Origin of the sequence: Pseudomonas fluorescens, assembly GCF_001307275.1 — a bacterium.
Taxonomy (GTDB): Bacteria; Pseudomonadota; Gammaproteobacteria; order Pseudomonadales; family Pseudomonadaceae; genus Aquipseudomonas; species Aquipseudomonas fluorescens_AA.
On the sequence record NZ_CP012831.1, the window covers coordinates 6,333,377 to 6,359,076 of the forward strand.

Sequence of the window (25,700 nt, forward strand, 5' to 3'; positions counted from 1 at the left end):
CGGCGTACGTCTACCCGGGCCAGGCGCTCCGTATGCTGCTGTCCTCTTATGCCGGATGGACCCTTGCGCTTGCGACCACGACGCCTTTGCGCGGTCGGAACGTGCGCAAACAGGTACTGAACAGGTACTGCCGCACCCTTAGCTACTCTGAATGTTCCGCAGGATAAACCTTTGATCTCTACAGCTAACATCACGATGCAGTTCGGCGCCAAGCCACTGTTCGAAAACGTCTCTGTCAAGTTCGGCGCGGGTAACCGCTACGGCCTGATCGGTGCCAACGGTTGCGGCAAGTCGACCTTCATGAAAATCCTCGGCGGCGACCTCGAGCCGTCCGGCGGCCAGGTCATGCTCGAACCGAACGTGCGCCTGGGTAAACTTCGCCAGGATCAGTTCGCCTACGAAGAATTCACCGTGATCGACACCGTGATCATGGGTCACGAAGAGCTGTGGAAGGTCAAGGCCGAGCGCGACCGCATCTATTCGCTGCCGGAAATGACCGAAGAAGACGGCATGGCCGTGGCCGAGCTGGAAACCGAGTTTGCCGAGATGGACGGCTACACCGCCGAATCCCGCGCCGGTGAACTGCTGTTGGGCCTGGGGATTGGCATCGAGCAGCATTTCGGCCCGATGAGCGAAGTGTCGCCAGGCTGGAAACTGCGTGTGCTGCTGGCCCAGGCGCTGTTCTCCGACCCGGAAGTGCTGCTGCTCGACGAGCCGACCAACCACCTGGATATCAACACCATCCGCTGGCTGGAAAACGTGCTGACCCAGCGTTCGAGCCTGATGATCATCATCTCTCACGACCGTCACTTCCTGAACAGCGTCTGCACCCACATGGCGGACCTGGACTACGGCGAGCTGCGCCTGTTCCCGGGCAACTATGACGAGTACATGACCGTGGCGACCCAGTCCCGCGAGCAACTGCTGTCGGACAACGCCAAGAAGAAAGCGCAGATTTCCGAACTGCAGTCGTTCGTCAGCCGTTTCTCGGCCAACGCCTCGAAAGCCAAGCAGGCCACCTCCCGTGCCAAGCAGATCGACAAGATCCAGCTGGCCGAGGTCAAGCCATCGAGCCGCGTCAGCCCGTTCATCCGTTTCGAGCAGACCAAGAAACTGCACCGCCAGGCGGTCATTGTCGAACGCATGGCCAAGGGCTTCGACGGCAAGCCACTGTTCAAGGACTTCAGCTTCACCGTCGAAGCCGGCGAGCGCGTGGCGATCATTGGCCCGAACGGTATCGGCAAGACCACCTTGCTGCGCACCCTGGTCAATGAATTGGAACCGGATGCCGGTACCGTGAAGTGGACCGACGCCGCGGAACTGGGCTACTACGCCCAGGATCACGCCCATGACTTCGAAGACGACGTCAACCTGTTCGACTGGATGGGCCAATGGACCCAGGGCGGCGAACAACTGGTGCGTGGCACCTTGGGGCGCATGCTGTTCTCCAACGACGAGATCCTCAAGTCGGTCAAGGTCATTTCCGGTGGTGAACAGGGCCGCATGCTGTTCGGCAAGCTGATCCTGCAGAAGCCAAACGTACTGGTGATGGACGAACCGACCAACCACTTGGACATGGAATCCATCGAAGCGCTGAACCTGGCGCTGGAAAACTACCCGGGCACCTTGATCTTCGTCAGCCATGACCGAGAGTTCGTATCGTCCCTGGCTACCCGCATCATCGAACTGAGCGCCGACGGCGTGGTCGACTTCAGCGGCACCTATGACGACTACCTGCGCAGCCAGGGTGTGGTGTTCTAAGCCCCGCTCCGAGTTGTAAGCTTCAAGCGGCAAGTGAAAAGCCCTGTCCACTGTGACAGGGCTTTTTTGTATTTCAGCGGGGTAAAAACCTGTGGGAGCGAGCTTGCTCGCGATGAGGCCCTGACAGTCGCACCGTATTACCTGACCCGCCGCCATCGCGAGCAAGCTCGCTCCCACATTGGGTCTGTGGCGCTCCTCCATTTTTGTTCGGGCCCAACCTCCTTGTGGGAGCGAGCTTGCTCGCGATGGCGGCAGCACATACCCCATCAATCCCGCCTGAACACCCAGTCTCCCCAACACATTTAGTTAGCCTGCTTTCTTTTATTCCCACCTCGCGCCATGATGAGGCTCTCTTACCGCTGCCCGCGAACGAGCCCCATGCCCACGCCCTCCTCTGCCCCCAGTTCCCTGTCGATCACCCTGCAGATCGTCTCCATCGTGTTCTACACCTTCATCGCCTTCCTCTGCATCGGTCTGCCGATTGCCGTGCTGCCCGGGTATGTCCATGAACAATTGGGCTTCAGCGCGGTGGTGGCCGGCCTGACCATCGGTTCACAGTATCTGGCGACCTTGCTCAGCCGCCCCATGGCCGGTCGGTTGTCGGACAGCGTCGGCACCAAGCGGGCGATTGTCTATGGGTTGTCGGGGATTGTGCTCAGCGGCGTGCTGACGCTGATCTCGACCTTGCTGCAAAGCTTTGCGCTACCCAGCCTGTTGATTCTGATCGCCGGTCGCTTGCTGCTCGGCGTGGCACAGGGGCTGATTGGCGTGGGCACCATCAGTTGGTGCATGGGCCAGGTGGGAGTGGAGCACACCGCCCGCTCGATTTCCTGGAACGGTATCGCTTCGTACGGGGCCATCGCTATTGGCGCGCCGTTGGGGGTGGTGATGGTCGGTGAGCTGGGTTTCGCCAGCCTGGGTATTGCGTTGTCGTTGCTGGCAGGCGCAGCGCTGTTGATGATTCGCAACAAGCCGTCGGTGCCGGTCATTCGCGGCGAGCGCTTGCCTTTCTGGGCGGTGTTTGCGCGCATTGCGCCGTACGGAGCGGGCCTGAGCCTGGCATCGATCGGCTACGGCACGCTCACCACGTTCATCACACTGTTTTACATCAGCCGCGGCTGGACCGGCGCGGCGTGGTGCCTGACGGTATTTGGCATCTGCTTCATTCTCGCGCGGTTACTGTTCATTTCAAGCATTGCCCGCTTCGGTGGCTTCAACTCGGCCATTGCCTGCATGAGCATCGAAACCCTCGGGCTGGCATTGCTGTGGCTGGCGCCGTCCACCCCGTTCGCCCTGGTCGGTGCCGGGCTGGCCGGCTTCGGGTTGTCGCTGGTGTATCCCGCGCTCGGGGTGGAGGCTATCAAGCAAGTGCCCAACACCAGCCGTGGCGCGGGCCTGAGCGCCTACGCGGTGTTCTTTGACCTGGCACTGGCGATTGCCGGCCCGTTGATGGGCGCGGTGGCATTGAACCTGGGCTATTCGTCGATTTTCTTCTGTGCCGCCTTGCTGTCGGTCACCGGCCTGGGCCTGACCCTGCTGCTGCGTCGTCGAGCGACAAACGCCCTTTATTGATCGGCCGTCTTCAGCCCTGCCCGGGTCGGCTTGCCCAAGGCCTCGCCGAAGAAGCGGCCGGCCTCGGAAATCATGGTGCGGTGGATGTCCTTGCGATCGACACCGTCGGCATCCGTGCAGAGCGCGGGCATCGCGGCGATCTGCTCGTCGGTGCACGGCGCCAGGAAAACAAAGTGGCCCGCGCCGGCCAAGGTCTTGAAATCCGGTGCGGTGGGCAGCTTACGGGCCAAGGCGGCGGCATTCTTGTCGAAAGCCACCAATTTGTCGCCATCGCCGCTGTACAGCAGCACCGGCACATGGACATCGGCCAACGTATGACGACCGAATTTCAGGCTCAACGGCGCCATCAACAGCAGCGCCCGGACCCTGGGGTCGGCCACGGGTTGCAGGTCATCGCGGTCGGCGATCAGTTCACCCTGGGTGTTACAGGCGTCATGGTCGTCCGGCCGCTCCGCGCAGTAGCGGCGCAGACGATTGAGGTCCGGCGTCGCACCGGACAGGATCAGCGCGGTTTCGCCACCGGCCGAATAGCCGATCACCCCGACCTGCCCGGCGTTGACGAACGGCGACAGCATCGGATCATTGAGCGTTGCGGTGATGGCTTCGGAAATCTGGATCGGCCGCCCGTACAGGTTGCTCAGGGTACCAAGCCGGCTGTGATCCTGGGCGTTGTCGCCGGGATGAATCACCGCCACCACGACAAACCCCTTGCGCGCCAGCGAGGTGGCCAGGTCATGCAGGGCCAACGGCGTGCCAGTGTTGCCATGGGACAACATCAATAGCGGGAAGCGGCCGATGGCGATCTGGGCGTCCGGCGCGGCATCGATCTGGTAGCCACCCAGCAGGCTGGATTGTTCCCGGTCGGTGGACGGATAGAAGGCGATGGCGTGCATCGGCTGCTGATCCAGCGGATCGAGAAAACTCAGCTCATGGAAACCCGCGCTCCAATGCGGATGCGGCCCTGGAGCGGCCTGCACGGAACCGAGACTGGCTAACCAGCAAAGCAGCAGCGCTGCACCAAAACGTGTCATCGAATCTTCCACCTTCACCAGCGCCCGGGAAGGCCCCGTCGCTCGCACACTTGGCCGTGCATAACCTGCGCCAGAATCCCCGGCGCCGAATGCAGCAAAACCCTGCATCCCGGCCATCCAATGACGACGAGAATACAGGGTTTTGCGAAGGTTGCCCGAAGCGCTTGCTGCCTTTACGCAGGTTTTACGCAGCGGCGAACTGTTCGCCGATCTGCGCCTGGGCTTCGTTCATGCCCTTATTGCGCATGTCATCGCCCTTGGCCAGCCCTTCCGCACGGACGAATTCGATGTCGGTGATGCCCAGAAAACCGAACATCACTTTCAGGTAATCCTCATGGCCTGCACCACTCGGCTGCCCGGTGTGCACACCACCGGCGGTGGAAACGATCACCAGCTTCTTGCCACCGCACAGGCCTTCGAAGCCCGCTTCGGTGTAGCGGAACGTCTGGCCGGCCACGGCAATACGGTCGATCCAGGCCTTGAGTTGGGTCGGAATGCTGAAGTTGTACATCGGCGCGGCGATGACCAGCGCATCCGCCGCCTGGAACTCTGCCATTGTCTCGCTGCTAAGGTCGGCTTCGTACTTGAGCGCAGCGTCGCGCAATTCGGCGCTGGTACCGGCAGCGACCAGGGTCTGGGCGGAAAAATGGCTGATGGCATCGGCGGCCAGGTCACGGTAGGTGACGGTGATGCCTGGCTCGGCAGCTTTCCAGGCTTCAACCACTTCACGGCTCAATTGGCGGGAAGCGGAGTTGTCGCCGAGGATGCTCGAATCGATGTGCAGCAGTTTCATATCAATGCTCTCCAAATGAGGACCGCAACCAGGCGATCAATTGGCGACCATCCTATCGATGAAGCCAATGATCGATAAGTCAGCATAAATGCGATAGTTTGTCCCACTGACAGGACAATCGGACTCGCCATGCAAGACCTCAATGACTTGTACTACTTCGCCAAAGTCGTCGAAGCCGGTGGCTTCGCGGCGGCCGGGCGCTTGCTGGGCATTCCCAAATCGCGACTGTCGCGGCGTATCGCCGAGCTGGAAGAACGCCTCGGCGCCCGGTTGCTCCAGCGCACCACCCGCCAGTTGAAATTGACGGCGGTTGGCGAACGTTATCTGCGCCATTGCCAGGCCATGTTGCTGGAGGCCGAGATGGCCGACGAAGCGGTGGCGAGCATGTCCAGCGAGCCCCGCGGCCGATTGCGGGTGTCCAGCCCCGTGGGCCTGGCTCACCAGTTCCTGCCGGTGGTGATCGAAACCTTCCTGGTGAAGTACCCCTTGGTGCAACTGGACATGACCCTGCTCAACCGCCGGGTTGACCTGGTCGGCGAAGGCATCGACGTGGCGTTGCGCGTGCGTGACCTGGGGGACGAAGACCCGCTGTTGATGACCCGGCGTTTGCGCCGGGCACGACTGATGCTGGTGGCCAGCCCGGCCTTCGTCGAAGGACGGCGGATCGAGACCCCGAACGATCTGGAGGCGTTGCCGGTGCTGGGGGCGTTGGAAGCCGATCGCCTGGTGCATCTGCGTCTGGTCAAGAGCGATGGACAGCGTGTGGAACTGAGCCTGGAGGCCCGCCTGGGCATCGATGACTTCATTGTGCGTCGAGCCTGCACCCTCGCCGGCCTGGGCTTCACTTTATTGCCGAGCATGTATTGCGAGCAGGAATTGCGGGACGGCACACTGGTGGAACTGCTTCCAGGATGGTCGTTGCCCGACGGCTGGCTACAGGCGGTCTACCCGCATCGGCGCGGCATGTTGCCAGCGGTCCGCGCCTGGATCGATCATTTGGTGGAAGCCTTCGAGGGCTGTGGAGATAGAACGCTATGAGTTTGAGCGAAGAGGATGTCGCGCAGTTTTGCCTGGGTTTGCCCGGTGCCAGGGAAGACTACAAATGGGGCGGCGTGCGGGTGTTTTCCATCGCCGGGAACAAGATGTTCGCCCTTCAGGGCCTGCGGGGCGACTCGTTGGCGTTCAAGGTCGACAAGGATCTGTTCCTGGGCCACTGCGACCGGCCAGGCATTCACCCCGCGCCTTACCTGGCACGGGCCCAGTGGGTCATCATGCAGGTGCCCTACCCGCTGGGGGCCGAAGAACTGCGTGGCCTGCTGCAACGCTCGCACCAATTGGTGGTCGGCAAGTTACCGAAGCGTACCCAGGTCGGGTTGTTGCTGTAGTGGCGGCGCGACTGACCCGCCGCCATCGCGAGCAAGCTCGCTCCCACAGGTTTGAAGTCGAGCTGGTTGTCTAGGACAACGCCAACAGATAACCACCCAGGAACAACTGGTCGATCCAGAACACCTGATGCAACAGTACGATGAACCAGAACACCACCTGGAACGAGACTTTGCGGGTCTTGTGGCGAAACAGCTGCTGGGCCAGCAAGGCTCCAGGCCAACCGCCGGCCAGCTCCAGTGCATGCAGCACGTTCTCCGGGGTGCGCCAGGCCTCGGCGCGCGCCTTGCGCTTGTCGCTCCAGTACAGCAGGAACGCCACCACACTGACGACACCGTAGGCTGCCATCGGCACCCACGACACCGCCCGCAGCCCGAACAGCAGCGAGCCGAACAGCGGCAAGGCGCAGAGCAGCGCAAAGACCATCAGCTTGAGCCGCAGGTGCTGCACAGCGCCGCCGGCATTGCCCCCTGCGCGTTTACGGGCGCCTGAATCGTTCATGGCTTGGCGGCGGTCCAATCCACCCAGCCGAACTGCCAGGTGGCCAGGATCAACAGGCCAAAGGCGATGCGATACCAGGCGAACACGGCGTAGCTGTGGCTGGCGATGAACCGCAGCAGGCCCTTGACCGCGATCATGGCGAAAATGAACGCCGTGACAAAACCAATGGCGAACACCGGGAAATCCGCCGGGACGAACAGTTCGCGGTACTTGTAGCCCGAGTAGACGGCTGCGCCGACCATGGTGGGCATCGCCAGGAAGAACGAGAACTCGGTAGCGGTTTTACGCGACAGGCCAAACAGCAAGCCACCAATGATGGTCGCGCCGGAACGGGAGGTGCCCGGGATCATCGCAATGCACTGGGCCAGGCCGACCTTCAACGCATCCTTCCAGGAGATCTCGTCCACCGTTTCAGCATGCACCTGGTGCTGGCGCTTCTCGGCCCAGAGCATCACCACACCACCCACCACCAGCGCGGCGGCTACGGTGATCGGGTTGAACAGATAGTGGTGAATCCAGTCTGCAAACAGCACGCCCAGGACTACGGCAGGCAGGAAGGCGATCAGCAGGTTGGCGGTAAACCGGCGGGCGCCGGGTTGCGTCGGCAGGCCCAGCACCACGTCGAAGATCTTGCGCCGAAACTCCCAGACCACCGCGAGGATCGCGCCAAGCTGGATGATGATGTTGAATGCCATCGCTCGTTCGCCACCGAACTCGAGCAAGTCGGCGACAATGATCTGGTGTCCCGTGCTGGAAATCGGCAGAAATTCCGTCAAACCTTCCACTACGCCAAGAATCAGTGCCGAAAAGGCGGTCCACAAATCCATTCATCCCCCAAAAAAGACGCTGTTCATGCAGGTCTTATCAATATTCAAGTGTCATGCAGGTACACGCAGCGGCTGCACGATAACCGCGACCTTTCAAAAAAAACCAATGAAAAATCAGAACAGGCTCAGGTTTTGCGCTGCGGGGCCGAAATCCTATCAGACAAGCCCTGATAACGCTGCCGCGTTATGACCCAGATCAATCATGGATAGCCGCCGGGCGCTAAAGTGCCGGCCGTCGTTAATGACAAGAATAAGAACCCGGAGTGACAGCGTATGAATAGCTTGCGCAGTGTGTCGATCAGCCGACGCTTGTGGCTCATCCTGATCGTGGCCATCGTGATGTTGTTCACGCTCGGCGCCTTCATGCTCAAGCAGATCCACACGGACCTGTATCAGGCCAAGGTGCAGAAGACCCAGCATGTGGTGCAGACCGCCAGTGGTGTACTGAGCTACTACCATGGCCTGGAAACCGCTGGGACCCTGACCCGCGAGGCGGCGCAGAAGCAAGCCCTCAGCGCGGTACGAGGCCTGCGCTATGACCAGAGCGACTATTTCTGGATCAACGATCTGACGCCGGTCATGGTCATGCACCCGACCAACCCGAAACTCGAAGGCCAGAATCTCTCGGCGATCCGCGACCCGAACGGTTTTGCGCTGTTCAACGAAATGGTCGCCATCGCCAAGGCCAAGGGTGCAGGGATCATCGACTATCTCTGGCCCAAGCCGGGCGCCGAAGCGCCAGTCGGCAAGACCTCCTACGTCAAACTGTTCGAACCGTGGGGCTGGATCATCGGTTCCGGTGTGTACGTGGACGACGTCCAGACAGAATTCCGGTCCCAGTTGATCAAGGCTTCGTTGATTGGGTTGGCGATCACCCTGGTCATGGGCCTGCTGCTGACCCTGATCGTACGCAGCATCGTCCGCCCGCTTCAAGAGACCGTCAACGCCATGGCCAATATCGCCAGCGGCGAGAGCGACCTGACCCGCACCCTCGACACCCACGGCCAGGACGAAGTCACCCAACTGGCCCGGCACTTCAACGCCTTTACCGCCAAATTGCGCCAGGTGGTGAGCCAGTTGCAGGAGTCGGCCAGTGCACTGGGGCAATCTTCCAGCGAATTGGGCAACGACGCGGCTCAAGCCCAGGAACGCAGCCAACAGCAGTCGCAACAAATGGAACTGGTGGCCACCGCGATCAACGAAGTGACCTATGGCGTGCAGGATGTGGCCAAGAATGCCGAGCACGCGGCCAGTGAGATGCGCGACGCCGAATCCCAGGCCCAGCAAGGCCAGGTCAACATCGATGGCAGCTTGCAGCAGATCGATCGGCTGTCCCAGACCATCGATCAAGCCGTGGAAGTGATTCGCACCCTGGCCAGTGAAAGCACCCAGATCGGCAGTGTGCTGGAGGTGATTCGCTCCATCGCCGAACAAACCAACCTGTTGGCCCTCAACGCCGCGATCGAGGCCGCCCGCGCCGGCGAGCAAGGTCGAGGCTTTGCGGTGGTCGCCGATGAAGTGCGGCTGCTGGCCCAGCGTACACAGAAATCCACCGCCGAGATCCAGGCGATGATCGAGCGCCTGCAAACCCATTCCGAAGCCGCCGTGAAAGTCATCGGCGACAGCAGCCGTGCCTCGCAACTGACCATCGAACAGGCCGGCCTCGCCGGTGCCAGCCTCAACGCCATCGGCCAGGCCCTGCGCAACCTCAACAGCCTGAACGCCTCCATCGCCAGCGCCACCCTGCAACAGGCCCATGTGGTGGAAGACATCAACCAAAACGTCACCCAGGCCGCCGGACTGTCCCACAGCACCGCCATGGCCGCCGAACAATCCAGCCAGGCAAGCAGCCGCCTCAAGGCACTGAGTGAACAGTTGAACGGGTTGCTCAAGCAATTCCGGGTCTAACGATCGGTGGATGATCCCTATGTGGGAGCGAGCTTGCTCGCGATAGCGGTCGCACATTCAGCATTGATGCAAGCTGACCCACCGCTATCGCGAGCAAGCTCGCTCCCACATTGGTTTGGTGTTGGTTCCAAGCTTGGTATTCACAGCTCCCACATTGGTTTGGCATGGGTCTCTGGTTGGGTGTCAACCACAAATCCCTTGTGGGAGCGAGCTTGCTCGCGATAGCGGCAGCCCATTCGACATTGGTATTGGAGCTCTCCACGCCATAGCGTTTACAATCGCCGCCCTCTCCTCTTTCCCAAGGAATCGCCATGTCCGGGCTTGAACTGTTTGCCGCAGCCCTCGGCGTGATCGCCGTCTGGTTGACCGTCAAGCAGAACCCCTGGTGCTGGCCCATCGGCCTGGTCATGGTGCTGCTGTACAGCTGGATTTTTTTCGAGGTGAAGTTGTACTCGGACATGCTGCTGCAGGTTGTCTACGCGGTGCTGCAACTCTATGGCTGGTGGCAATGGACCCGTGCCGGACGCAATCATGATGGGCGCCAGGTCAGCCGCCTCGGTGGGCCATCGGTGTTGCTCGGCCTGGCCATCGGCGCGGCAGGCAGCTTGCTGTTGGGGGCCGCCATGGCCCACTGGACGGACGCCGCCCAGCCCTGGCTCGACGCCGCGCTCACGGGGTTCAGCCTCGTGGCCCAGTGGTGGATGGCGCAAAAACGCGTGCAATGCTGGCCGCTGTGGATCGCCCTGGACGTGATTTTCGTTGGCTTGTTCATCTACAAGGGCTTGCACCTGACCGCCGCACTCTATGCCCTGTTCACCCTGCTGGCCGTGCAAGGCTGGCGCGAATGGCGCGCCGACCCGGCCCTGCGCGCATGAAGGTGGTGGTCCTGACCGGCCCGGAATCCAGCGGCAAAAGCTGGCTGGCGGCGCAATTGCAGGAACACTTCGGTGGCGTGCGGGTGGATGAGTACGTGCGCCATTTCATGGAGCAGACCCAACGCGATACCTGCCTGGCCGACATCACCGACATCGCCTCCGGCCAACTGGCCTGGGAAGACCAGGCGCGTGCCCATCGGCCGGCGCTGCTGATCCTCGACACTCACCTGTTGAGTAACATCCTCTGGAGCCAGACCCTGTTCGGCGATTGCCCGGAGTGGCTCGAACCGGCGCTGCTGGCCCGTCATTACGACCTGCACCTGTTGTTGAGCCCTGAGCAGGTCGAATGGACGGGCGACGGTTTGCGCTGCCAGCCCGAGTTGACGGAACGGCTGACGTTTTTCCAGGCGATCGAGACTTGGCTGAGGCGACATCGGCAACCTTTCCAGATCATTCAGGGCAACTGGGTGCAACGCCGCCAGCAGGTGTTTGCAGCCGTTACCCGACTGCTTGAAGCCTGAGCGCCGCTTGATTTGTTTCACTTCTGAAACAGCGCACGCGTACCAAACCCTGATTCAACCCCGTTTCATGTCCTTGTCATCAAGACTGTCAAGCTGCTGAAACACTCGCCTGAAAGCCTGGATCCAGAGCCCTGGAACGGCTGATGGCCATTTGGCCGCCAGGCGCCTGTCTCAACGCTGAAACAGTATCCCTTCCCGGGGCTCCCTGCCTTAATCCAACCCATTGAATTGGCGGGTATTTCAAAACACGGCACAACACCTGCTCTTCCCCACTTCGCAACGCTGGACCAGGGCCAGCCCACCGAAGAAGGAATCGATGCCGTGGGGACTTTCGAAAGAAGTTTGACCTGTCTGCTCGTGATCGGCTGCGCCGCCAGCGCAACGCTCAGCCTGCCAGTACAGGCCGAGGGCAACGGCGTCATCGTACTCAGCCGTGACGTACAACCCATCGCAATCGGTCGCAACGGCGGCAAAGACCCCTACCCGACCACCGTCAATGCCAACCCCTCCGAACGAATCAACCAAGCGACCGCCAGCACCGAACTGAGCGATGGCGAGTTCGCCAGCGTGGCCAGCGGCTCGTCGATCCGCAACATTGTCACCCCCAATACCGGCGTGCAGGGTTTGAACGTGGTCACCAACCCCAACGGCATGCCGGGCATGAATGCCGGTCACGGTGGCGGTAGTGGTGGCGCGATCTCAGGCACCATCAACCGCTCGTTGAGTTCCGGCCTGGCCCCGCTGGGTCGGCTGGCGGGAGGTCAGTGACATGAAGCCCGTGCTGTTCCTACTCGCCCTGCTCATGCTTTCCCTGCTCAGCTCTTTCACCGTATTTGCCGATTCGGGTGTCGCGGTGGTCAGCAACGCCAACCTGCAGGACTCCGGCAGCCATTACACCGGCAACTTCAACGTCAACCAGGCGGCCGGCGACCAGATCCAACAAACCAACACCCGGGCCATCGCCATTGGCGACCACGCCCAGGCAAGCACCCACGTGCGGCAACGTGTCGACACCCAGGCCAACCCTTCCATGAACGCCACCGCCCGCATCGGTGGCCATTCCTTCAGCAACGGCAACGGCGTGCTGGGCGTCAACCAGTCCGCCGGGGCCAACAACCAGATGGCCAATGTCATGCGGGTGGGCATCAGTGCTCATCCGCAGAGCATGGACGACAGCGCCCTGTCCCAACAGAACGTGGCGTTGTTACCGAACTCAGGAGCAACTGGCGCCCCAACCGGCAGTCGCCAGGTCGTTACCAGCGACCAGGCCTTCACCGGCAGCCGAGGGGTAATCCAGGTGAACCAGAGCGCCGGGGTGGGGAACCGAATGGCTAACACCCTGAGCATCCGGGTCGCTGATTGACCCGGGGGCTACATAAGAAAGTACCGACACTTAACCAACGACACGCAAGGAGAAACACCATGAAACCTACAATGGCACTCAAACCATTGGTTTTCGCTCTCGCCGCGGTCATGGCAATGGCTGCACAGGCCGATGGTAACGGGCGTGGCAACGGCCACGGTAACGGCCACGGCAATCAAGGCCCAAGAGGTCCGTCGCTCGAGCAACTGCTCTCGATCAGCGCCGGGGCTGGCGCGACCGTGCTGGATGAGCAAAACAGCGACGGCAACGTCGTGACCAACCAAGCCACCCGCAACACCGCTGAAGCCACTGACTCGCTCAATGGCAGCAACGGCAACATGGGCGCCAACATTGCCGGTGGCGACGGCAACCAGCAGGACAACGCCGCCGCCCTGGCCACCGCCGACGAAAGCTTCATCTTCGGCTCGGCTGTCGCCGCCTCCAGCGCCACGCAGGTCAATAACAACAACTACGTCAAGAACAACTCCACGCAAAACAACGCCTCGCTCACCAATGCGGGCAACAACGGCTCCGGCAACATCGGTATCAACGTGACCGCCGGGAACTTCAACCAGCAGAAAAACAACCTGGCCATTGCCGTATCCGGGGGCCGTGTCGCCCAGGCCTCGGCCTCGGCTGACCAGTCCTCCACCGGCCTTGTGGTCGACAACAAAGGCGTGCGGACCTACAAGACCGACACCCTCACCAGCACCTACAGCGCCTCAGGCACATTCAAGGCCAAAGGTACCGGTACCGCCGAAGACAACGATCATGGCGGCTGGGGCAACAAAGGTGGCTACGGCGGCGGTCATGATGACGACAAGTTCAAGTTCTCCGCCGTGGGGACTTTCGAACTGGCCGGCAGCAACACCCAGCAGGTGCTGACCCGCGACGGTTGGAAAAACCCTGTGATCAACAACGCCACCATGACCAACTCCATGAACGGCTTCTCCGGTAACGGCGGCGCCAACGTGTCGGCAGGCGTGGGCAACCAGCAAAGCAACTCGCTGTCCATCGCGGCCGGCTGCAAGGCTTGCATGTAAAAAAGTACCACTGTGGGGGTAGTAGCTCTGTGGGAGCACAGCTTGCTCGCGATCGAGGTCGTCACGTACGGCCCCTCTGCTGGCTTTAAAACCGCTATCGCAAGCAAGCTTTGCTCCCACAGGCTCGCTCCCACAGGGGGCTTTTTCCTGGACGTCCACTAGGCGTATTGATCATGCGTGTCACTGCCGTTTCCCTGCTGCTCTGCCTGACGTGTATGGCTGAAGCGGCGCAGATGCCGGTCGCCGCCCTGCCTGGCGGCATGCTGGTCTACAAACCGGTGCAAAGCGTACGCGAGCGTAAATTCAGCGACATCGTCGAGCAGAAAACCGACTTCAGTTGCGGCGCCGCCGCGCTGGCCACGGTGCTGCGCCAGGCCTATTGGCTTGACGTCGATGAAGAGCACGTCATCAAAGGCATGCTGGTCAATGCCGACCAGAACCTGGTTCGCACCCAAGGGTTTTCCATGCTGGACATGAAGCGCTACGTGGAGACCATCGGCATGCGTGCCCGAGGCTACCGCATACCGCCAGAGAAACTCGAAGCGGTGACGATTCCGGTGGTAGTCCTGATGGAAATACGCGGCTACAAGCACTTCGTGGTGTTGCAGCGGGCCGACAAGCAATGGGTCTACATCGGCGACCCGGTGCTGGGGCACAAGCGCTACACCCACGATGAGTTCGTCAAAGGCTGGAACGGCATCGTCTTTGCGATCGTCGGCCCAGGCTACGACAAGACCAATGCACTACGCAGCCCTCCTCAACCCCTGACAGCCCGTAACAAGCTGGACGGTTTCAACCCGGTCAGGGATGCGGAACTGATGGACTTCGGCTTCATACAGAGCGACTTTTTCTAATCGCCGACCACTGCCAACAATAAGTACAAAAAGGAGCAGGACGCTCCGGGAGCAGCACATGAAAACGTCACACTGGCTGTCGCTGGCCTGCCTGCTCGCGACTGCCTCGGGCTATGCCCATGCCGGCTTCAAACCCATCGAAGTCAAGGACCAGGAGCTTGCCGAGCTGCGCGGTCGTTATGTCATGCCCGGCCGCGTCATCAGCTTCGGCATCGTCATGAGCAGTACCTGGCGCAACGCCAGCGGCGACTTGATCGGCGCTACCAGCACCATGCAGATCCAGGCCGCCACCGTCAAACCCGAGTTCTATGTCTCCACCATCAAGCAGACCGGCAATGGCAGCGTCCCGGAACAGGGCAGCGGCAACATTACCGGTGGCGCCGGCCTTGGCACGAGCCAGGGCGTGACCCAGAGCGTGCGTGCCGCCGGAGACGGCAACACGGCCTACAACAACGTCAACATCAATGTGAAAGAGAGCAACCAGGCGCCGGCGCTCGTGCCTTCCCAGGGCCAACTGCTGACCAAGGGCCAGACCATCAGCGGCAGCAACGCCGCCGGCAGCGTCGCGGTCACCGCCACCGGCAACGGCGTGCAAATGGCGATCCAGGCCAGCCACAACCAGGGCGGCACCCTGCAACAGGTGGCCCAGGGCGGCTTGCTGCAGAACACTCGCCTGCTGGGCAATAGCAACCTGGTCAACAACATGACGCAGCTCAACGTGGTGCTGAACAACAACGGCCCCAGTGCCGGGGCATTGGACTGCAACCTGACCCAACTGCGCGGCCTCCGTAACCTCGGTTATTGAACTACGCTGTTTTCCGACCATTGGGCAAATAGGGACGGCATATTTCATGTATCGATCCGTATCGTTGCGCGCTGTGATCTGTTTAAGCACGTTGTTCCCGGCGGCCGTGTTGCAGGCGGCCCCGGACGCCGACATCGAGGCCCTGAAACAGGAACTTCTTGAGCTCAAGCAGCGATACGAGGTCCAGCAGAAAGCCCTGGCGGTGCTCGAACAGCGGGTCCGCCAGGTAGAGGACCAACCCTCCGCGCCGCAGCCCAAGCGCCTGGCCAAATCCCCGGCCGACATGAAAGGCAACCAGACCGTGGCCGGCGGTGGCGCGACAACGGCCGGCGGCAGCGGCTACGGGCAATCCCTGGCCGATGACTCCCAGCCGGCCCAGAGTGTCTCCAATCTCTATGACGAGGCCAGCGGCTTCTTCGGCGGCGGCAAGTTCAGTTTCGAGACCGGCGTGACCTATTCGCGCTACGACACGCGGCAACTGATCCTCAACGGCTTCCTGGCCCTGGATTCGATTTTCCTGGGCAACATCAACCTCGACCGGATCAAGGCCGACACCTGGACGCTGGACCTCACCGGTCGCTATAACTTCGATAATCGCTGGCAGTTCGACCTCAATGTGCCGGTGGTCTACCGCGAATCCACGTATCAGTCAGGCGGCGCGAACAACGGCGCGGCCGGGGTCACCAGCGAAGAAACCGTGACCCGCGACCCGACCATCGGCGACGTCAACTTCGGCATCGCCTACAAGTTCATGGATGAGTCGATCAACTCTCCAGACGCGGTGGTCACCCTGCGAGTCAAGGCGCCCACCGGCAAGGACCCGTTTGGCATCAAGCTGCGCCAATCCCAGGCCAACACCAACCTGTTCGTACCTGACGACCTGCCCACCGGCAATGGCGTGTGGTCGATCACGCCTGGGCTCTCGCTGGTCAAGACCTTCGACCCGGCGGTCCTGTTCGGTACCCTGTCCTACACCCATAACTTCGAAGAATCGTTCGACGACATCAGTTCCACAGTCAACCAGAAGGTACCGGGCAAAGTGCGGATCGGCGACAGCTTCCAGCTCGGTGCGGGCATTGCCTTTGCCTTGAACGAGAAGATGAGCATGTCATTCTCGGTCTCCGACCTGATCCAAAAGAAAAGCAAGCTCAAACAGGACGGTGGCGACTGGGAGTCGGTGACCTCCAGCGACGCCAACGCCGGTTACTTCAACATCGGCATGACCGTCGCCGCGTCCGACAACCTGACCATCGTGCCCAACCTGTCCATCGGGCTGACCGACGATGCGCCGGACTTCACCTTTAGCCTGAAATTCCCGTATTACTTCTGATGCGCTCAGGGATATGTGATGAGCGCACTGCACAACCCTTGTGGGAGCGAGCTTGCTCGCGATAAGGCCTTTTCAGTCAGCATTGATACTGAATGAAAGGCCGCTATCGCGAGCAAGCTCGCTCCCACAATGGGTTGTGTGTAGGCTGCTCTAGCGAATCTGATGCTTGTGCAGCAGACGGTAGAACGTCGGCCGGGATACGCCCAGCACCCGGGCGGCCACGCTCAGGTTGTCGCTGTGCCGGTTGAGCACATCGCTCAAGGCCTGGCGCTCGGCGCGAGTCTTGTAATCCTCCAGCGTGCCCATCGGTGCCGCGACGCCCTGGTGGCTGGCCAGGCCGAGGTCCCGGGCTTCGATTTGCCGCCCTTCAGCCAGCACCAGCCCACGACGGACGCGGTTGGCCAGCTCCCGCACATTCCCGGGCCAGTCGTGCATGCCCATCGCCACCAATGCATCCTCGCTGAAACTGCGGGGGCGGCGGCCGGTTTCCTGGCTGTAGAAATGGGAAAAGTGGCTGGCGAGCATCGCCAGGTCGCCATGGCGTTCGCGCAAGGGCGCCATCGCCACTTGCAGCACGTTCAGGCGGTAGTAGAGATCCTCGCGAAAACGCTTTTGCTCGATGGCCGCCTCAAGGTCCACATGGGTGGCCGCCAAGACCCGCACATCGACCGCAATCGGCTGGCTGCCACCGACCCGTTCAATGTGTTTTTCCTGCAGGAAACGCAACAGGTTGGCCTGCAATTCCAACGGCAGGTCGCCAATTTCATCGAGAAACAGCGTGCCCCCGTGGGCCGCCTCGATCCGTCCGATCTTGCGTTGGTGAGCGCCGGTAAACGCGCCCTTTTCATGCCCGAACAGCTCCGATTGGATCAGGTGTTCCGGAATGGCGCCGCAGTTGATGGCGATGAACGGCTTGTTGCGCCGATGAGACTGACAATGCAGGGTGCGCGCCACCAGTTCCTTGCCGGTGCCGCTCTCGCCGCGAATCAACACCGGCGACTCGGCAGGCGCCAACTTGCTCAATAACTTGCGCAGTTCGCGGATCGGCTTGCTGTCGCCCAGCAGTTCATGTTCGGGCCGTTCGATGTGAATCGAGCCCTGCCCCCGCAAGCGCGCCATGCCAAACGCCCGGCCCAGTGTTACTTGGACCCTGGACACGTCGAACGGCAAGGTATGGAAGTCAAAAAACCATTCGCAGACAAAATCACCGACGTTTTGCAGGCGCAATACTTCCTGGCTGAGCACGGCGATCCATTCGGTGCCGCTCCGGCTGATCAACTCCTTGACCGCTTCCGGACGCTCCAGGTGAAAAGGCTGCAAGCGCAACAGGCCGACGTCACAGGTTCGATCGCCGGCGTGTTCGAGGGCGCAGCTGTCCACGTCCCAACCAATGGTGCGCAGAGCTGGCAACAGGCGATGGCAATCGTCGCAGGGATCAACCACGAGCAGACGACGTGACGTACTGGCTTCGACCATGACTGATCCTTGGCGCCAAAATAAAGAAATATGATTAGAAACAGTCGTTTGGCTGACCTGCATGTAACAGTAGCAAGAAGTTGACGCACCCTTGTATCAATTGATTATCGAGATCGCCTCAAACTGGTTATAAGCGAGCGTTTCGTTAGTTGTTATGGGCGCTTTTCTTTCAGGAGGCTTTCAAACAAAAGAGCAAAAGCCTGGTCTGAAAGAAAATCGAAATTTATTTAAATAATGTGTGACCCGCCTACCGGTTCGGGACATCAGTACAAGTAACCAGCCGCACGGTACGCCCAACCGACGGCACATCATTTGTTTGGGCACACTTGAGAGAAAATGCCATGAACGCCCCGCTCCGTATCAACGAAGCTCTTTTGATTGCCGACCGCGCATTCCGTCCTTTCCAATGCGTGGCCTGGGCTCCACAAGACGGTAACGGCGAACTTAGCCTGACCGTCATCGACCGTACCAATACCCATATTGGCCGCACTCAGATTCCAAGCAGCGCCTATACCGACCCGGTCCAACTGGCCGATCTGTTGAAACAGGCCCGTGCCGAATTGAGCCAGGAAGGCTATACCTTGCAATCCTGGTCGATGCCCGAATAAACCGCCGGTAGAGCCTGTTATCGATTGCAGGCTTGGCATTGGGTTGTAAAGCCATTGTTATGGCACGCATCGCCCCTGTAACTGCTGTACCTGACAGTTGTGCATTGTCACATTCAGGGATTGAATGTTGCCCTCATGCAGTCATCGCCCCTTCGGGCCGGTCGACACGCAAGGAGAGGCAGGCATGCTCGATCAGTTCGCGTTTGAACTCCCCCCGGCCATGACCCACGCCGGGCAACTTGACCCAGGCTTTGCCGCCAACGGCAAAGCCTGGGTTCATTTCGAAGGCAGCACCTCGAGCCTGATCACCGGCTTGACCCTCGACCGTGCCGGCCGAATCCTCGTCGCGGCCAGGATCGAGACCGCCCATGGCAGCCGGTTCGGGCTGGCGCGACTCAACCATGACGGCTCCACCGATCCCGGTTTCGGCAGCCACGGCTGCGTGATCGGCGCATTCGAACAGGGCTTCGAAGCGACGGCGGGCAAAGTGATCGAGCTGCCCGACGGGCACATCCTGCTGTCCGGCCTGCACTATGAAAACAACGAACACACCCATCCCGCCCTGGCGCTGTTCGATCAGCAGGGCCATGCCGTCCAGAGCTTCGGCAATGCTGGCCGACACCTCATCCGGCTCTGCGGCCACCTCTCCCAAGGCCTGCGCGATCCCTGGCTGCCGCCCGGCGTGCCAGGCCTCGAGGCCTGCGACATGCAAGTGCAGGCCGATGGCCGGATTCTCTTGCTCGCCAACCATCACTATCAATTGTCCGACCATGTCGGTGTATTGATCCGACTCCTGCCGGACGGGGCCCTGGATACCTCGTTCAACGGTCGCGGTTTCGTGATGGTCCGACGGGCATTGAAAAATACCTGGCTCGGCTGCCTGATGCTCCAGGCTGACGGCCATATCGTCGTCGGCGGCGCCATTGACTTGCCCCAGCATGGCTTGATCGCCCGTTATGACAGCAGCGGCAAGCTCGATGACAGCTTCGGCGAAGAGGGCTTCCTGTCCATCCTGGCGCAGGGTCATAGCGTGATGGTCAGCCAGATCGTTCAGGATGCGAGCGGCAATCTACAAGCCTTTGGCAGCAGCCGCGATCCGATGCATAGCCTGTCCCTGAAAGTGCGCCTGGACGGCACGCCGGACCGTCATTGCAACCAAGGCCAGTGCCAGCTCATGGCAATCGGGCGCAACGCCAGCCAGTGGACGGCGGCCCAGCTTCAACCGGACGGCAAGCTCGTGACCGCTGGCGCGACCATTGGCGGCATCGAAGCCGACTTCGTGCTCGCCCGGCATTTGCCGGATGCCAGCCTCGATCCGGATTTCGGTGAAGGCAAAGGCTGGGTTCGCACTCGACTCGGTTACAGCCTGGACACCGCCACCGCCCTGGCGCTGCAGGCTGATGGCAGAATCCTGGTGGGCGGCTACTCGCTCCAGGGGCATTATCGGGCGGTGGTTGCGCGGTATTGGGCCTGAGTCAGATCGTCGTGGGCGAACGGTATTCATGCCTAGGCTTGATATTCCCCATTTGTTACGGCAAGTTGCGCGCTTCTAATTAAAAGGAGCAGCCGATGTCCGGTTCGATGGCTCAAGCTTTCGCGCACAACTTTCTTGGGCATTCCCCGCGCTGGTACAAGGCGTGCATCATCACGTTCCTGATTCTCAATGCCTTGGTGCTGTGGACCCTCGGCCCGGTGGTCGCCGGCTGGATGCTGGTCGTGGAGTTCATCTTCACCCTCGCCATGGCCCTCAAATGCTACCCCCTGATGCCCGGTGGGCTGCTACTGGTCGAAGCCCTGCTGTTGGGCATGACCACCCCCAAGGCGCTGTACGATGAATTGCTGCACAACTTCCCGGTCATCCTGCTGCTGATGTTCATGGTGGCCGGAATCTACTTCATGAAGGACCTGCTGCTGTTCCTGTTCTCACGCCTGCTCCTGGGTGTGCGCTCCAAGGCACTGTTGGCCTTGATGTTCTGCTTTCTCTCGGCATTTCTGTCGGCATTCCTCGATGCCTTGACCGTCACGGCGGTGATCATCAGCGCCGCGGTGGGCTTTTATTCGGTGTACCACCGCGTGGCATCGGGCAACGATCCGCGCCAGGACAGCAGCGTCGATGAAGACCACGACCTGCCGTCGCTGCACCATGGCGACCTGGAACAGTTCCGGGCATTCCTGCGCAGCCTGCTGATGCATGGTGCCGTCGGCACGGCGCTGGGCGGTGTCTGCACCCTGGTGGGCGAACCGCAGAACCTGCTGATCGGCCATGAGATGGGCTGGCATTTCGCTGATTTCTTCGTGAAAGTCGCTCCAGTGTCGCTGCCAGTGCTGGTTGCCGGGCTGCTGACCTGCGTGGCGCTGGAGAAACTGCGCTGGTTCGGGTACGGCACGCTCCTGCCCCAAAACGTGCGCGCGGTACTGGCCGACTACGCCGAGCAGGACAATCGCGAACGCACCGCACGCCAGCGCGCAGCCCTGATCGTCCAGGGTCTTGCCGCGCTTATCCTGATCGTCTGCCTGGCCTTGCACATTGCCGAAGTCGGCCTGATCGGCTTGATGGTCATTGTCTTGATTACCGCCTTCACCGGCATCACCGACGAGCATCGGCTGGGCAATGCGTTCAAGGACGCCATGCCGTTCACGTCGCTGCTGGTGGTGTTCTTTGCAGTGGTGGCGGTCATTCACGACCAGCAGTTGTTCACGCCGCTGATCCAGTGGGTCCTGGCCCTGCCCGCCGACCAGCAGCCCGGCATGCTGTTCATTGCCAACGGCCTGCTCTCGGCCATCAGCGACAACGTGTTCGTGGCGACCATCTACATCACCGAGGTCAAGCAGGCCTTCGTCTCCGGCCACATCAGCCGCGAACAGTTCGAGACCCTGGCGGTGGCCATCAACACCGGCACCAACCTGCCGAGTGTCGCGACACCGAACGGCCAGGCTGCCTTCCTGTTCCTGCTGACCTCGGCGATTGCACCGCTGATTCGCCTGTCTTATGGCCGGATGGTCTGGATGGCCCTGCCCTACACCGTGGTGATGGGCGGTTTGGGCTGGTATGCGGTGACGTACTGGCTATAACCCTTGTGGGAGCGAGCTTGCTCGCGATGAGGTTTCAGCCAGCATTCATGCTGAATGACAGACCGCTATCGCGAGCAAGCTCGCTCCCACAAGAGGTCAGGCGGTCTATCGCGGCAGGATGTACCGCTCGATCGCCAGGGCTGCGCCGTCTTCGGTCACGGCGGCGGTCACTACATCCGCCTGGCGCCTGATCGCCTCCTCCGCCTGGCCCATGGCAATCGACAACCCCGCCCGGTGAAACATCGCCGGGTCGTTGCCACCGTCACCCATGGCCGCGGTCTGCTCCAGCGGCACGTCGAGGAAGGCGGCCAGGGTCGACAGCGCTTCCCCTTTGTTCGCCTTCATCGCCGTCACATCCAGGTAGATCGGTTGCGAACGTGACACCTGGGCCTGGCCCTTGAGCAGCGGATGCAGCCGAGCCTCCAGCTCCACCAGCAGGTCGGTGTTGGCGCTGGTGGCGACGATCTTGTCGATCCGCTCCAGGTAAGGCTCGAAACTCTCGACTTCGACCGGCGGGTAGCCCAGGCCACGCGTCTCCACCGGCACCATCGGCCCGTGGGCGTCGCGCACCAGCCAGTCGCCATCGGCGAATACCCAGACTTCGATGCCCGGCTGATCGGCGTACAGCGCCAGGGTGGCCAGTGCAGCCTCCGGCGGCAGGTAGTGGACAGCGAGGAAACTGCCGTCGGGATGAACCAGCGTGCCGCCATTGAACGCCGCCGTGGGCAGGTCGACGCCCAGGGCCTCGATCTGCTGCAGCATGGCCCGCGGCGGCCGACCGGTGGCGAGGCTGAACAGCACACCGGCTTCACGCAATGCGCGAACCGCGGCGATGGTGCGCTGGTTGAGACTGTGATCAGGCAGCAGCAGTGTGCCGTCCATGTCGCTGAGTAAAAACCGGATGGGGTGCTTCACCAGATCACTCATCCGAGGCCGTGCCAGACGCGATTGTCGCGGGTCAGCAAGTCGTCGGCGGCCGCCGGGCCATCTTCACCGGCCTTGTAGGGCTGGACCGTTGCGTCCTGCCGCCAGGCGTCGAGGAACGGCTGCACGGCGCGCCAGCCGTTTTCGATGTTGTCGGCGCGCTGGAACAGCGTCTGGTCACCGGTCAGGCAATCGTAGATCAGGGTTTCGTAACCCGTGGACGGCTGCATTTCGAAGAAGTCCTTATAGGCAAAGCCCAATTCGATATTGGCCATGTCGAGCGCCGGCCCCGGCCGCTTGGCCAGCAGGTCGAACCACATGCCTTCATTGGGCTGAATCTGGATTCTCAGGTACGTGGGTTGCAATTCGTCGACTTCAGTGTCGCGAAACTGCGCGTAAGGCGCCGGTTTGAAGCAGATGACGATCTCCGTGTCTCGCACGCTCATGCGCTTGCCGGTGCGCAGGTAGAACGGTACGCCCACCCAACGCCAGTTATCGATCATGACCTTGAGGGCCACGTACGTCTCGGTGTTGCTGTCGGCGGCGACGTTGGCTTCCTGGCGATAACCGGTCACTGCCTTGCCAGCGACTTCACCGGCGGTGTACTGGCCGCGGATCGAGTTGGCGCGGGCCTGTTCCACCGACCAGGGCCGGATCGCCCCGACGACCTTGGCCTTTTCCCCACGCACGGCGTCGGCCCCAAACGCCGCTGGCGGCTCCATGGCCACCATCGCCAGCAGTTGGAACAGGTGGTTGGGCACCATGTCCCGCAGGGCGCCGGTGTGTTCATAAAAACTGCCACGGGTTTCCACACCGACGGTTTCGGCGGCGGTGATTTGTACGTGGTCGATGTAGTGGTTGTTCCAGAACGCCTCGAACAGGCTGTTGGAAAAACGACTGACCAGAATGTTCTGCACCGTCTCCTTACCCAGGTAATGGTCGATGCGATAGATCTGTTTCTCGCTCATGACCTTGAGCAGGCAGGCGTTCAGCGCTTCGGCGGTTTGCAGGTCGGAACCGAACGGTTTTTCGATCACCACCCGCCGGAAAGCCCCCTCCTGCTCCTGAAGCAGCCCGGCCGCACCGAGGCGGCTGACCACTTCACTGAAAAAGCGCGGCGCGGTCGCCAGGTAGAAGACCGCGTTGCCGGTGCCGCTGGCAGCGATTTTCGCCGCCAGCGCCTGGTAGGTGTCGTCATCGAGGAAGTCACCCTGGACATAGCTGATGCCCTGGGCCAGCTTGGCCCACAGCGCCGGGTCGAGCACGCGGTCGGCATCACCGCCCTTGCTCGCCGCTTCGTTACGGATGAAATCTTCGAGTTTCTTGGCAAAATCCACATCGCTGATGGCGTTGTGGTCAACCCCGACGATACGCAGCCCATCGTCCAGCAGACCGTCGCGACTGAGGTGGTAAAGCGCCGGCATGAGCAGGCGCTTGACCAGATCGCCATGGGCGCCGAACAGGAACAACGTGGTCGGCGGCGCGGGTTCTGCCTTGGATTTGCTGGCGATCGAGGTCATTTCTTCGGCGTCTCCACGTGGCCGCCAAAGCCGAAGCGCATGGCCGAGAGCATTTTGTCGCCGTAGGTACTTTGCTGGCGCGAGCGGAAGCGGGCGAACAGCGAGCTGGACAGGACCGGAACCGGCACGGCTTGCTCAATGGCGGCCTCGATGGTCCAGCGCCCTTCCCCACTGTCGGCGACTTCACCGGAAAAGCCGTCCAGTTTCGGATCGCTGGCCAACGCGTCGGCGGTCAAGTCCAGCAACCAGGACGACACCACGCTGCCGCGACGCCAGACTTCGGCGATATCGGCCACGTTCAGGTCGAAACGCTGCTCCGCTGGCAGGCTTTCGCTGGATTTGGTCTTGAGGATGTCGAAGCCCTCGGCGAAGGCCTGCATCATGCCGTATTCAATGCCGTTGTGGATCATCTTCACGAAATGCCCCGAACCCGCCGGGCCCGCGTGGATATAGCCACGCTCGGCACGGTCATCGTCGGATTTGCGGTCACGGGTGCGCGGGATGTCGCCCATGCCCGGCGCCAGGCTGTCGAACAGCGGGTCCAGGCGCTTCACCACCTCGGCCTCGCCGCCAATCATCATGCAGTAACCGCGCTCCAGGCCCCAGACACCACCGGAGGTGCCGACATCGATGTAGCTCAGGCCTTTTTCCGACAGGGCCTGGGCGCGACGGATGTCGTCCTTGTAATACGTGTTACCGCCATCAATGATCACGTCGCCCGGCTCGAGCAGTTCGCTGAGGACGTTGATGGTGTCTTCGGTGGGTGCTCCGGCCGGCAGCATGACCCAGACCGCCCGTGGCTTTTCCAGACCGGCGACCAGCGCCTGCAGGTCCGCGACGCCCGTGGCGCCTTCCTGGCGCAGGTTTTCGACAAAAGCGGCATTGCGGTCATAGACGACGGTGGCGTGCCCATTGAGCATCAGGCGCCGCGCAATATTGCCGCCCATGCGGCCCAGTCCAATGATCCCGAGTTGCATGTGCTGATGCTCCCTACTACAAATAAAGGTGTGTCAAAGATTTAACACTATCGACTAATGGAGGTTAGTCCAGAGCATTGCTGCATAGTTTCCGGGTAATTCGAGCGACCACAAGGGATAACGTTCAAGATCCGGCCGAAGACACAACGACCATGAAAAATAAAAAAGTTCCAATCACAAGCAAAAGAAATCAGAATCGGCGCCGATAGTAGAGGTGTCGACCAAATCATGGCGACATCTCTATAGTTGATGTACGCCATTTGCGAGGTGAGCAATGGGCCCTGTCGTTACCGCACGTCCTCCCCAAACCCTTTATGTGACCATTCGTCGCGATGAATTGCGCCTACTCAAGGAAGAACGCGATCTGCTGCTCGATGAAGTGACGCAGTTGCGCATGCAGCTGCAGCACGCACAGCTGTCCCACCAGAGCCAGTCCCTGGCTCGGTAACCGCTCCAGAGGCACAGTCGAAGAAGTGACGCTGGTCAAACAGGGTCACTTCCATGCAAGTCCTGCCGTGCCCACTTGAGGCGAGAATTTTATCTGTGGGAGCAAGGC

General features: G+C 61.3%; 25 protein-coding genes. 17 read left to right on the forward strand and 8 right to left on the reverse strand.

Going from position 1 to position 25,700, the window contains the following annotated elements:
* The first annotated feature begins 171 nt into the window (after positions 1–171).
* Together AO356_RS27765 and AO356_RS27770 are read left to right on the forward strand one after the other, a co-directional pair.
* Positions 172–1,761, forward strand: a complete 1,590-nt coding sequence (locus AO356_RS27765; RefSeq protein ID WP_003181279.1) for an ABC-F family ATPase — start codon at positions 172–174, stop codon at positions 1,759–1,761.
* A gap of 378 nt (positions 1,762–2,139) precedes the next feature.
* Positions 2,140–3,333: an MFS transporter gene (locus AO356_RS27770; RefSeq protein WP_060742542.1), complete on the forward strand. Its 1,194-nt coding sequence runs from the start codon at positions 2,140–2,142 to the stop codon at positions 3,331–3,333.
* On the opposite strand, the gene AO356_RS27775 is transcribed toward AO356_RS27770, so the two are convergent.
* A complete protein-coding gene (locus tag AO356_RS27775) occupies positions 3,327–4,364 on the reverse strand; it encodes an alpha/beta hydrolase family protein (RefSeq protein ID WP_060742543.1) in 1,038 nt (345 codons plus the stop codon). The genes AO356_RS27770 and AO356_RS27775 overlap by 7 nt on opposite strands.
* Positions 4,365–4,548: 184 nt before the next feature.
* Entirely contained in the window at positions 4,549–5,157 is a 609-nt protein-coding gene (locus AO356_RS27780) for an FMN-dependent NADH-azoreductase (protein ID WP_060742544.1), read from the reverse strand.
* Between the two features lie 129 nt (positions 5,158–5,286).
* On the opposite strand from AO356_RS27780, the gene AO356_RS27785 reads away from it, so the two are divergent.
* A complete protein-coding gene (locus AO356_RS27785) occupies positions 5,287–6,195 on the forward strand; it encodes a LysR substrate-binding domain-containing protein (protein WP_060742545.1) in 909 nt (302 codons plus the stop codon).
* Complete coding sequence (locus AO356_RS27790) at positions 6,192–6,542, forward strand: MmcQ/YjbR family DNA-binding protein (protein WP_060742546.1); 351 nt, start codon at positions 6,192–6,194, stop codon at positions 6,540–6,542. Before AO356_RS27785 ends, AO356_RS27790 begins: the two co-directional genes overlap by 4 nt.
* Before the next feature lie 70 nt (positions 6,543–6,612).
* On the opposite strand, the gene AO356_RS27795 is transcribed toward AO356_RS27790, so the two are convergent.
* Positions 6,613–7,041, reverse strand: coding sequence for a DUF1294 domain-containing protein (locus AO356_RS27795; protein WP_060742547.1), 429 nt, complete (start codon positions 7,039–7,041; stop codon positions 6,613–6,615).
* A complete protein-coding gene (locus AO356_RS27800) occupies positions 7,038–7,868 on the reverse strand; it encodes an undecaprenyl-diphosphate phosphatase (protein WP_060742548.1) in 831 nt (276 codons plus the stop codon). Before AO356_RS27800 ends, AO356_RS27795 begins: the two co-directional genes overlap by 4 nt.
* 273 nt (positions 7,869–8,141) lie before the next feature.
* Between AO356_RS27800 and AO356_RS27805 the strand changes: the two genes are divergently transcribed.
* From AO356_RS27805 to AO356_RS27845, 9 genes are all read left to right on the forward strand, one after another.
* Positions 8,142–9,776 carry a methyl-accepting chemotaxis protein gene (locus AO356_RS27805; RefSeq protein WP_060742549.1) on the forward strand — a complete coding sequence of 545 codons (1,635 nt, stop codon included), beginning with the start codon at positions 8,142–8,144 and terminating at the stop codon, positions 9,774–9,776.
* A 311-nt stretch (positions 9,777–10,087) separates the two neighbouring features.
* On the forward strand, positions 10,088–10,651 hold the full coding sequence (gene pnuC, locus AO356_RS27810; protein WP_060742550.1) for a nicotinamide riboside transporter PnuC: 564 nt from the start codon (positions 10,088–10,090) through the stop codon (positions 10,649–10,651).
* Positions 10,648–11,172 (forward strand): AAA family ATPase, encoded by a 525-nt coding sequence (locus AO356_RS27815; protein WP_060743230.1) that lies wholly within the window; start codon positions 10,648–10,650, stop codon positions 11,170–11,172. Before pnuC ends, AO356_RS27815 begins: the two co-directional genes overlap by 4 nt.
* Before the next feature lie 321 nt (positions 11,173–11,493).
* Positions 11,494–11,940: a hypothetical protein gene (locus tag AO356_RS27820; protein WP_060742551.1), complete on the forward strand. Its 447-nt coding sequence runs from the start codon at positions 11,494–11,496 to the stop codon at positions 11,938–11,940.
* Position 11,941: 1 nt separating this feature from the next.
* Positions 11,942–12,535, forward strand: coding sequence for a hypothetical protein (locus AO356_RS27825; RefSeq protein ID WP_060742552.1), 594 nt, complete (start codon positions 11,942–11,944; stop codon positions 12,533–12,535).
* Between the two features lie 59 nt (positions 12,536–12,594).
* Entirely contained in the window at positions 12,595–13,578 is a 984-nt protein-coding gene (locus tag AO356_RS27830) for a hypothetical protein (RefSeq protein WP_060742553.1), read from the forward strand.
* A 173-nt stretch (positions 13,579–13,751) separates the two neighbouring features.
* A complete protein-coding gene (locus tag AO356_RS27835; RefSeq protein WP_060742554.1) occupies positions 13,752–14,432 on the forward strand; it encodes a C39 family peptidase in 681 nt (226 codons plus the stop codon).
* A gap of 58 nt (positions 14,433–14,490) precedes the next feature.
* A complete protein-coding gene (locus tag AO356_RS27840; RefSeq protein WP_060742555.1) occupies positions 14,491–15,237 on the forward strand; it encodes a hypothetical protein in 747 nt (248 codons plus the stop codon).
* 46 nt (positions 15,238–15,283) lie between these two features.
* Positions 15,284–16,567 (forward strand): transporter, encoded by a 1,284-nt coding sequence (locus AO356_RS27845; protein WP_060742556.1) that lies wholly within the window; start codon positions 15,284–15,286, stop codon positions 16,565–16,567.
* 150 nt (positions 16,568–16,717) lie between these two features.
* On the opposite strand, the gene AO356_RS27850 is transcribed toward AO356_RS27845, so the two are convergent.
* Positions 16,718–18,043 carry a sigma-54 dependent transcriptional regulator gene (locus AO356_RS27850; protein ID WP_060742557.1) on the reverse strand — a complete coding sequence of 442 codons (1,326 nt, stop codon included), beginning with the start codon at positions 18,041–18,043 and terminating at the stop codon, positions 16,718–16,720.
* A 341-nt stretch (positions 18,044–18,384) separates the two neighbouring features.
* On the opposite strand from AO356_RS27850, the gene AO356_RS27855 reads away from it, so the two are divergent.
* The 3 genes from AO356_RS27855 to nhaB all read left to right on the forward strand — a co-directional run bounded on the left by AO356_RS27855 (position 18,385) and on the right by nhaB (position 21,723).
* A complete protein-coding gene (locus AO356_RS27855; protein ID WP_013693488.1) occupies positions 18,385–18,651 on the forward strand; it encodes a hypothetical protein in 267 nt (88 codons plus the stop codon).
* A gap of 184 nt (positions 18,652–18,835) precedes the next feature.
* Positions 18,836–20,125 (forward strand): hypothetical protein, encoded by a 1,290-nt coding sequence (locus tag AO356_RS27860; RefSeq protein WP_060742558.1) that lies wholly within the window; start codon positions 18,836–18,838, stop codon positions 20,123–20,125.
* 95 nt (positions 20,126–20,220) lie between these two features.
* The gene (gene nhaB / locus AO356_RS27865) at positions 20,221–21,723 is read left to right on the forward strand and encodes a sodium/proton antiporter NhaB (protein ID WP_060742559.1); all 1,503 of its coding nucleotides are present in this window, start codon (positions 20,221–20,223) and stop codon (positions 21,721–21,723) included.
* A gap of 105 nt (positions 21,724–21,828) precedes the next feature.
* Here the strand turns inward: nhaB and AO356_RS27870 are convergent, their stop codons facing one another.
* From AO356_RS27870 to gnd, 3 genes are read right to left on the reverse strand one after another with little or no spacing between them, the layout of a single operon-like run.
* Positions 21,829–22,650 carry a Cof-type HAD-IIB family hydrolase gene (locus tag AO356_RS27870; protein WP_060742560.1) on the reverse strand — a complete coding sequence of 274 codons (822 nt, stop codon included), beginning with the start codon at positions 22,648–22,650 and terminating at the stop codon, positions 21,829–21,831.
* Positions 22,647–24,167: a glucose-6-phosphate dehydrogenase gene (gene zwf, locus AO356_RS27875; RefSeq protein WP_060742561.1), complete on the reverse strand. Its 1,521-nt coding sequence runs from the start codon at positions 24,165–24,167 to the stop codon at positions 22,647–22,649. The genes AO356_RS27870 and zwf overlap by 4 nt, the downstream gene beginning before the upstream one ends.
* The gene (gene gnd, locus AO356_RS27880) at positions 24,164–25,144 is read right to left on the reverse strand and encodes a phosphogluconate dehydrogenase (NAD(+)-dependent, decarboxylating) (RefSeq protein WP_060742562.1); all 981 of its coding nucleotides are present in this window, start codon (positions 25,142–25,144) and stop codon (positions 24,164–24,166) included. The genes zwf and gnd overlap by 4 nt, the downstream gene beginning before the upstream one ends.
* A gap of 274 nt (positions 25,145–25,418) precedes the next feature.
* Between gnd and AO356_RS32895 the strand changes: the two genes are divergently transcribed.
* Complete coding sequence (locus tag AO356_RS32895; protein ID WP_013693491.1) at positions 25,419–25,592, forward strand: DUF6026 family protein; 174 nt, start codon at positions 25,419–25,421, stop codon at positions 25,590–25,592.
* Positions 25,593–25,700: the final 108 nt, after the last annotated feature.

Excerpts from the sequence above, each read along its gene's own strand:
- AO356_RS27815 (WP_060743230.1), top strand. The coding sequence starts at position 10,648 with ATGAAGGTGGTGGTCCTGACCGGCCCGGAATCCAGCGGCAAAAGCTGG.
- AO356_RS32895 (WP_013693491.1), top strand. The coding sequence starts at position 25,419 with ATGGGCCCTGTCGTTACCGCACGTCCTCCCCAAACCCTTTATGTGACC.
- AO356_RS27795 (WP_060742547.1), bottom strand. The coding sequence starts at position 7,041 with ATGAACGATTCAGGCGCCCGTAAACGCGCAGGGGGCAATGCCGGCGGC.
- AO356_RS27785 (WP_060742545.1), top strand. The coding sequence starts at position 5,287 with ATGCAAGACCTCAATGACTTGTACTACTTCGCCAAAGTCGTCGAAGCC.
- AO356_RS27855 (WP_013693488.1), top strand. The coding sequence starts at position 18,385 with ATGAACGCCCCGCTCCGTATCAACGAAGCTCTTTTGATTGCCGACCGC.
- AO356_RS27800 (WP_060742548.1), bottom strand. The coding sequence starts at position 7,868 with ATGGATTTGTGGACCGCCTTTTCGGCACTGATTCTTGGCGTAGTGGAA.
- AO356_RS27780 (WP_060742544.1), bottom strand. The coding sequence starts at position 5,157 with ATGAAACTGCTGCACATCGATTCGAGCATCCTCGGCGACAACTCCGCT.
- AO356_RS27830 (WP_060742553.1), top strand. The coding sequence starts at position 12,595 with ATGAAACCTACAATGGCACTCAAACCATTGGTTTTCGCTCTCGCCGCG.
- AO356_RS27825 (WP_060742552.1), top strand. The coding sequence starts at position 11,942 with ATGAAGCCCGTGCTGTTCCTACTCGCCCTGCTCATGCTTTCCCTGCTC.
- AO356_RS27845 (WP_060742556.1), top strand. The coding sequence starts at position 15,284 with ATGTATCGATCCGTATCGTTGCGCGCTGTGATCTGTTTAAGCACGTTG.
- AO356_RS27840 (WP_060742555.1), top strand. The coding sequence starts at position 14,491 with ATGAAAACGTCACACTGGCTGTCGCTGGCCTGCCTGCTCGCGACTGCC.
- pnuC (WP_060742550.1), top strand. The coding sequence starts at position 10,088 with ATGTCCGGGCTTGAACTGTTTGCCGCAGCCCTCGGCGTGATCGCCGTC.
- AO356_RS27775 (WP_060742543.1), bottom strand. The coding sequence starts at position 4,364 with ATGACACGTTTTGGTGCAGCGCTGCTGCTTTGCTGGTTAGCCAGTCTC.
- AO356_RS27790 (WP_060742546.1), top strand. The coding sequence starts at position 6,192 with ATGAGTTTGAGCGAAGAGGATGTCGCGCAGTTTTGCCTGGGTTTGCCC.
- AO356_RS27850 (WP_060742557.1), bottom strand. The coding sequence starts at position 18,043 with ATGGTCGAAGCCAGTACGTCACGTCGTCTGCTCGTGGTTGATCCCTGC.
- AO356_RS27860 (WP_060742558.1), top strand. The coding sequence starts at position 18,836 with ATGCTCGATCAGTTCGCGTTTGAACTCCCCCCGGCCATGACCCACGCC.
- gnd (WP_060742562.1), bottom strand. The coding sequence starts at position 25,144 with ATGCAACTCGGGATCATTGGACTGGGCCGCATGGGCGGCAATATTGCG.
- AO356_RS27770 (WP_060742542.1), top strand. The coding sequence starts at position 2,140 with ATGCCCACGCCCTCCTCTGCCCCCAGTTCCCTGTCGATCACCCTGCAG.
- AO356_RS27805 (WP_060742549.1), top strand. The coding sequence starts at position 8,142 with ATGAATAGCTTGCGCAGTGTGTCGATCAGCCGACGCTTGTGGCTCATC.
- AO356_RS27835 (WP_060742554.1), top strand. The coding sequence starts at position 13,752 with ATGCGTGTCACTGCCGTTTCCCTGCTGCTCTGCCTGACGTGTATGGCT.
- nhaB (WP_060742559.1), top strand. The coding sequence starts at position 20,221 with ATGTCCGGTTCGATGGCTCAAGCTTTCGCGCACAACTTTCTTGGGCAT.
- AO356_RS27870 (WP_060742560.1), bottom strand. The coding sequence starts at position 22,650 with ATGAGTGATCTGGTGAAGCACCCCATCCGGTTTTTACTCAGCGACATG.
- zwf (WP_060742561.1), bottom strand. The coding sequence starts at position 24,167 with ATGACCTCGATCGCCAGCAAATCCAAGGCAGAACCCGCGCCGCCGACC.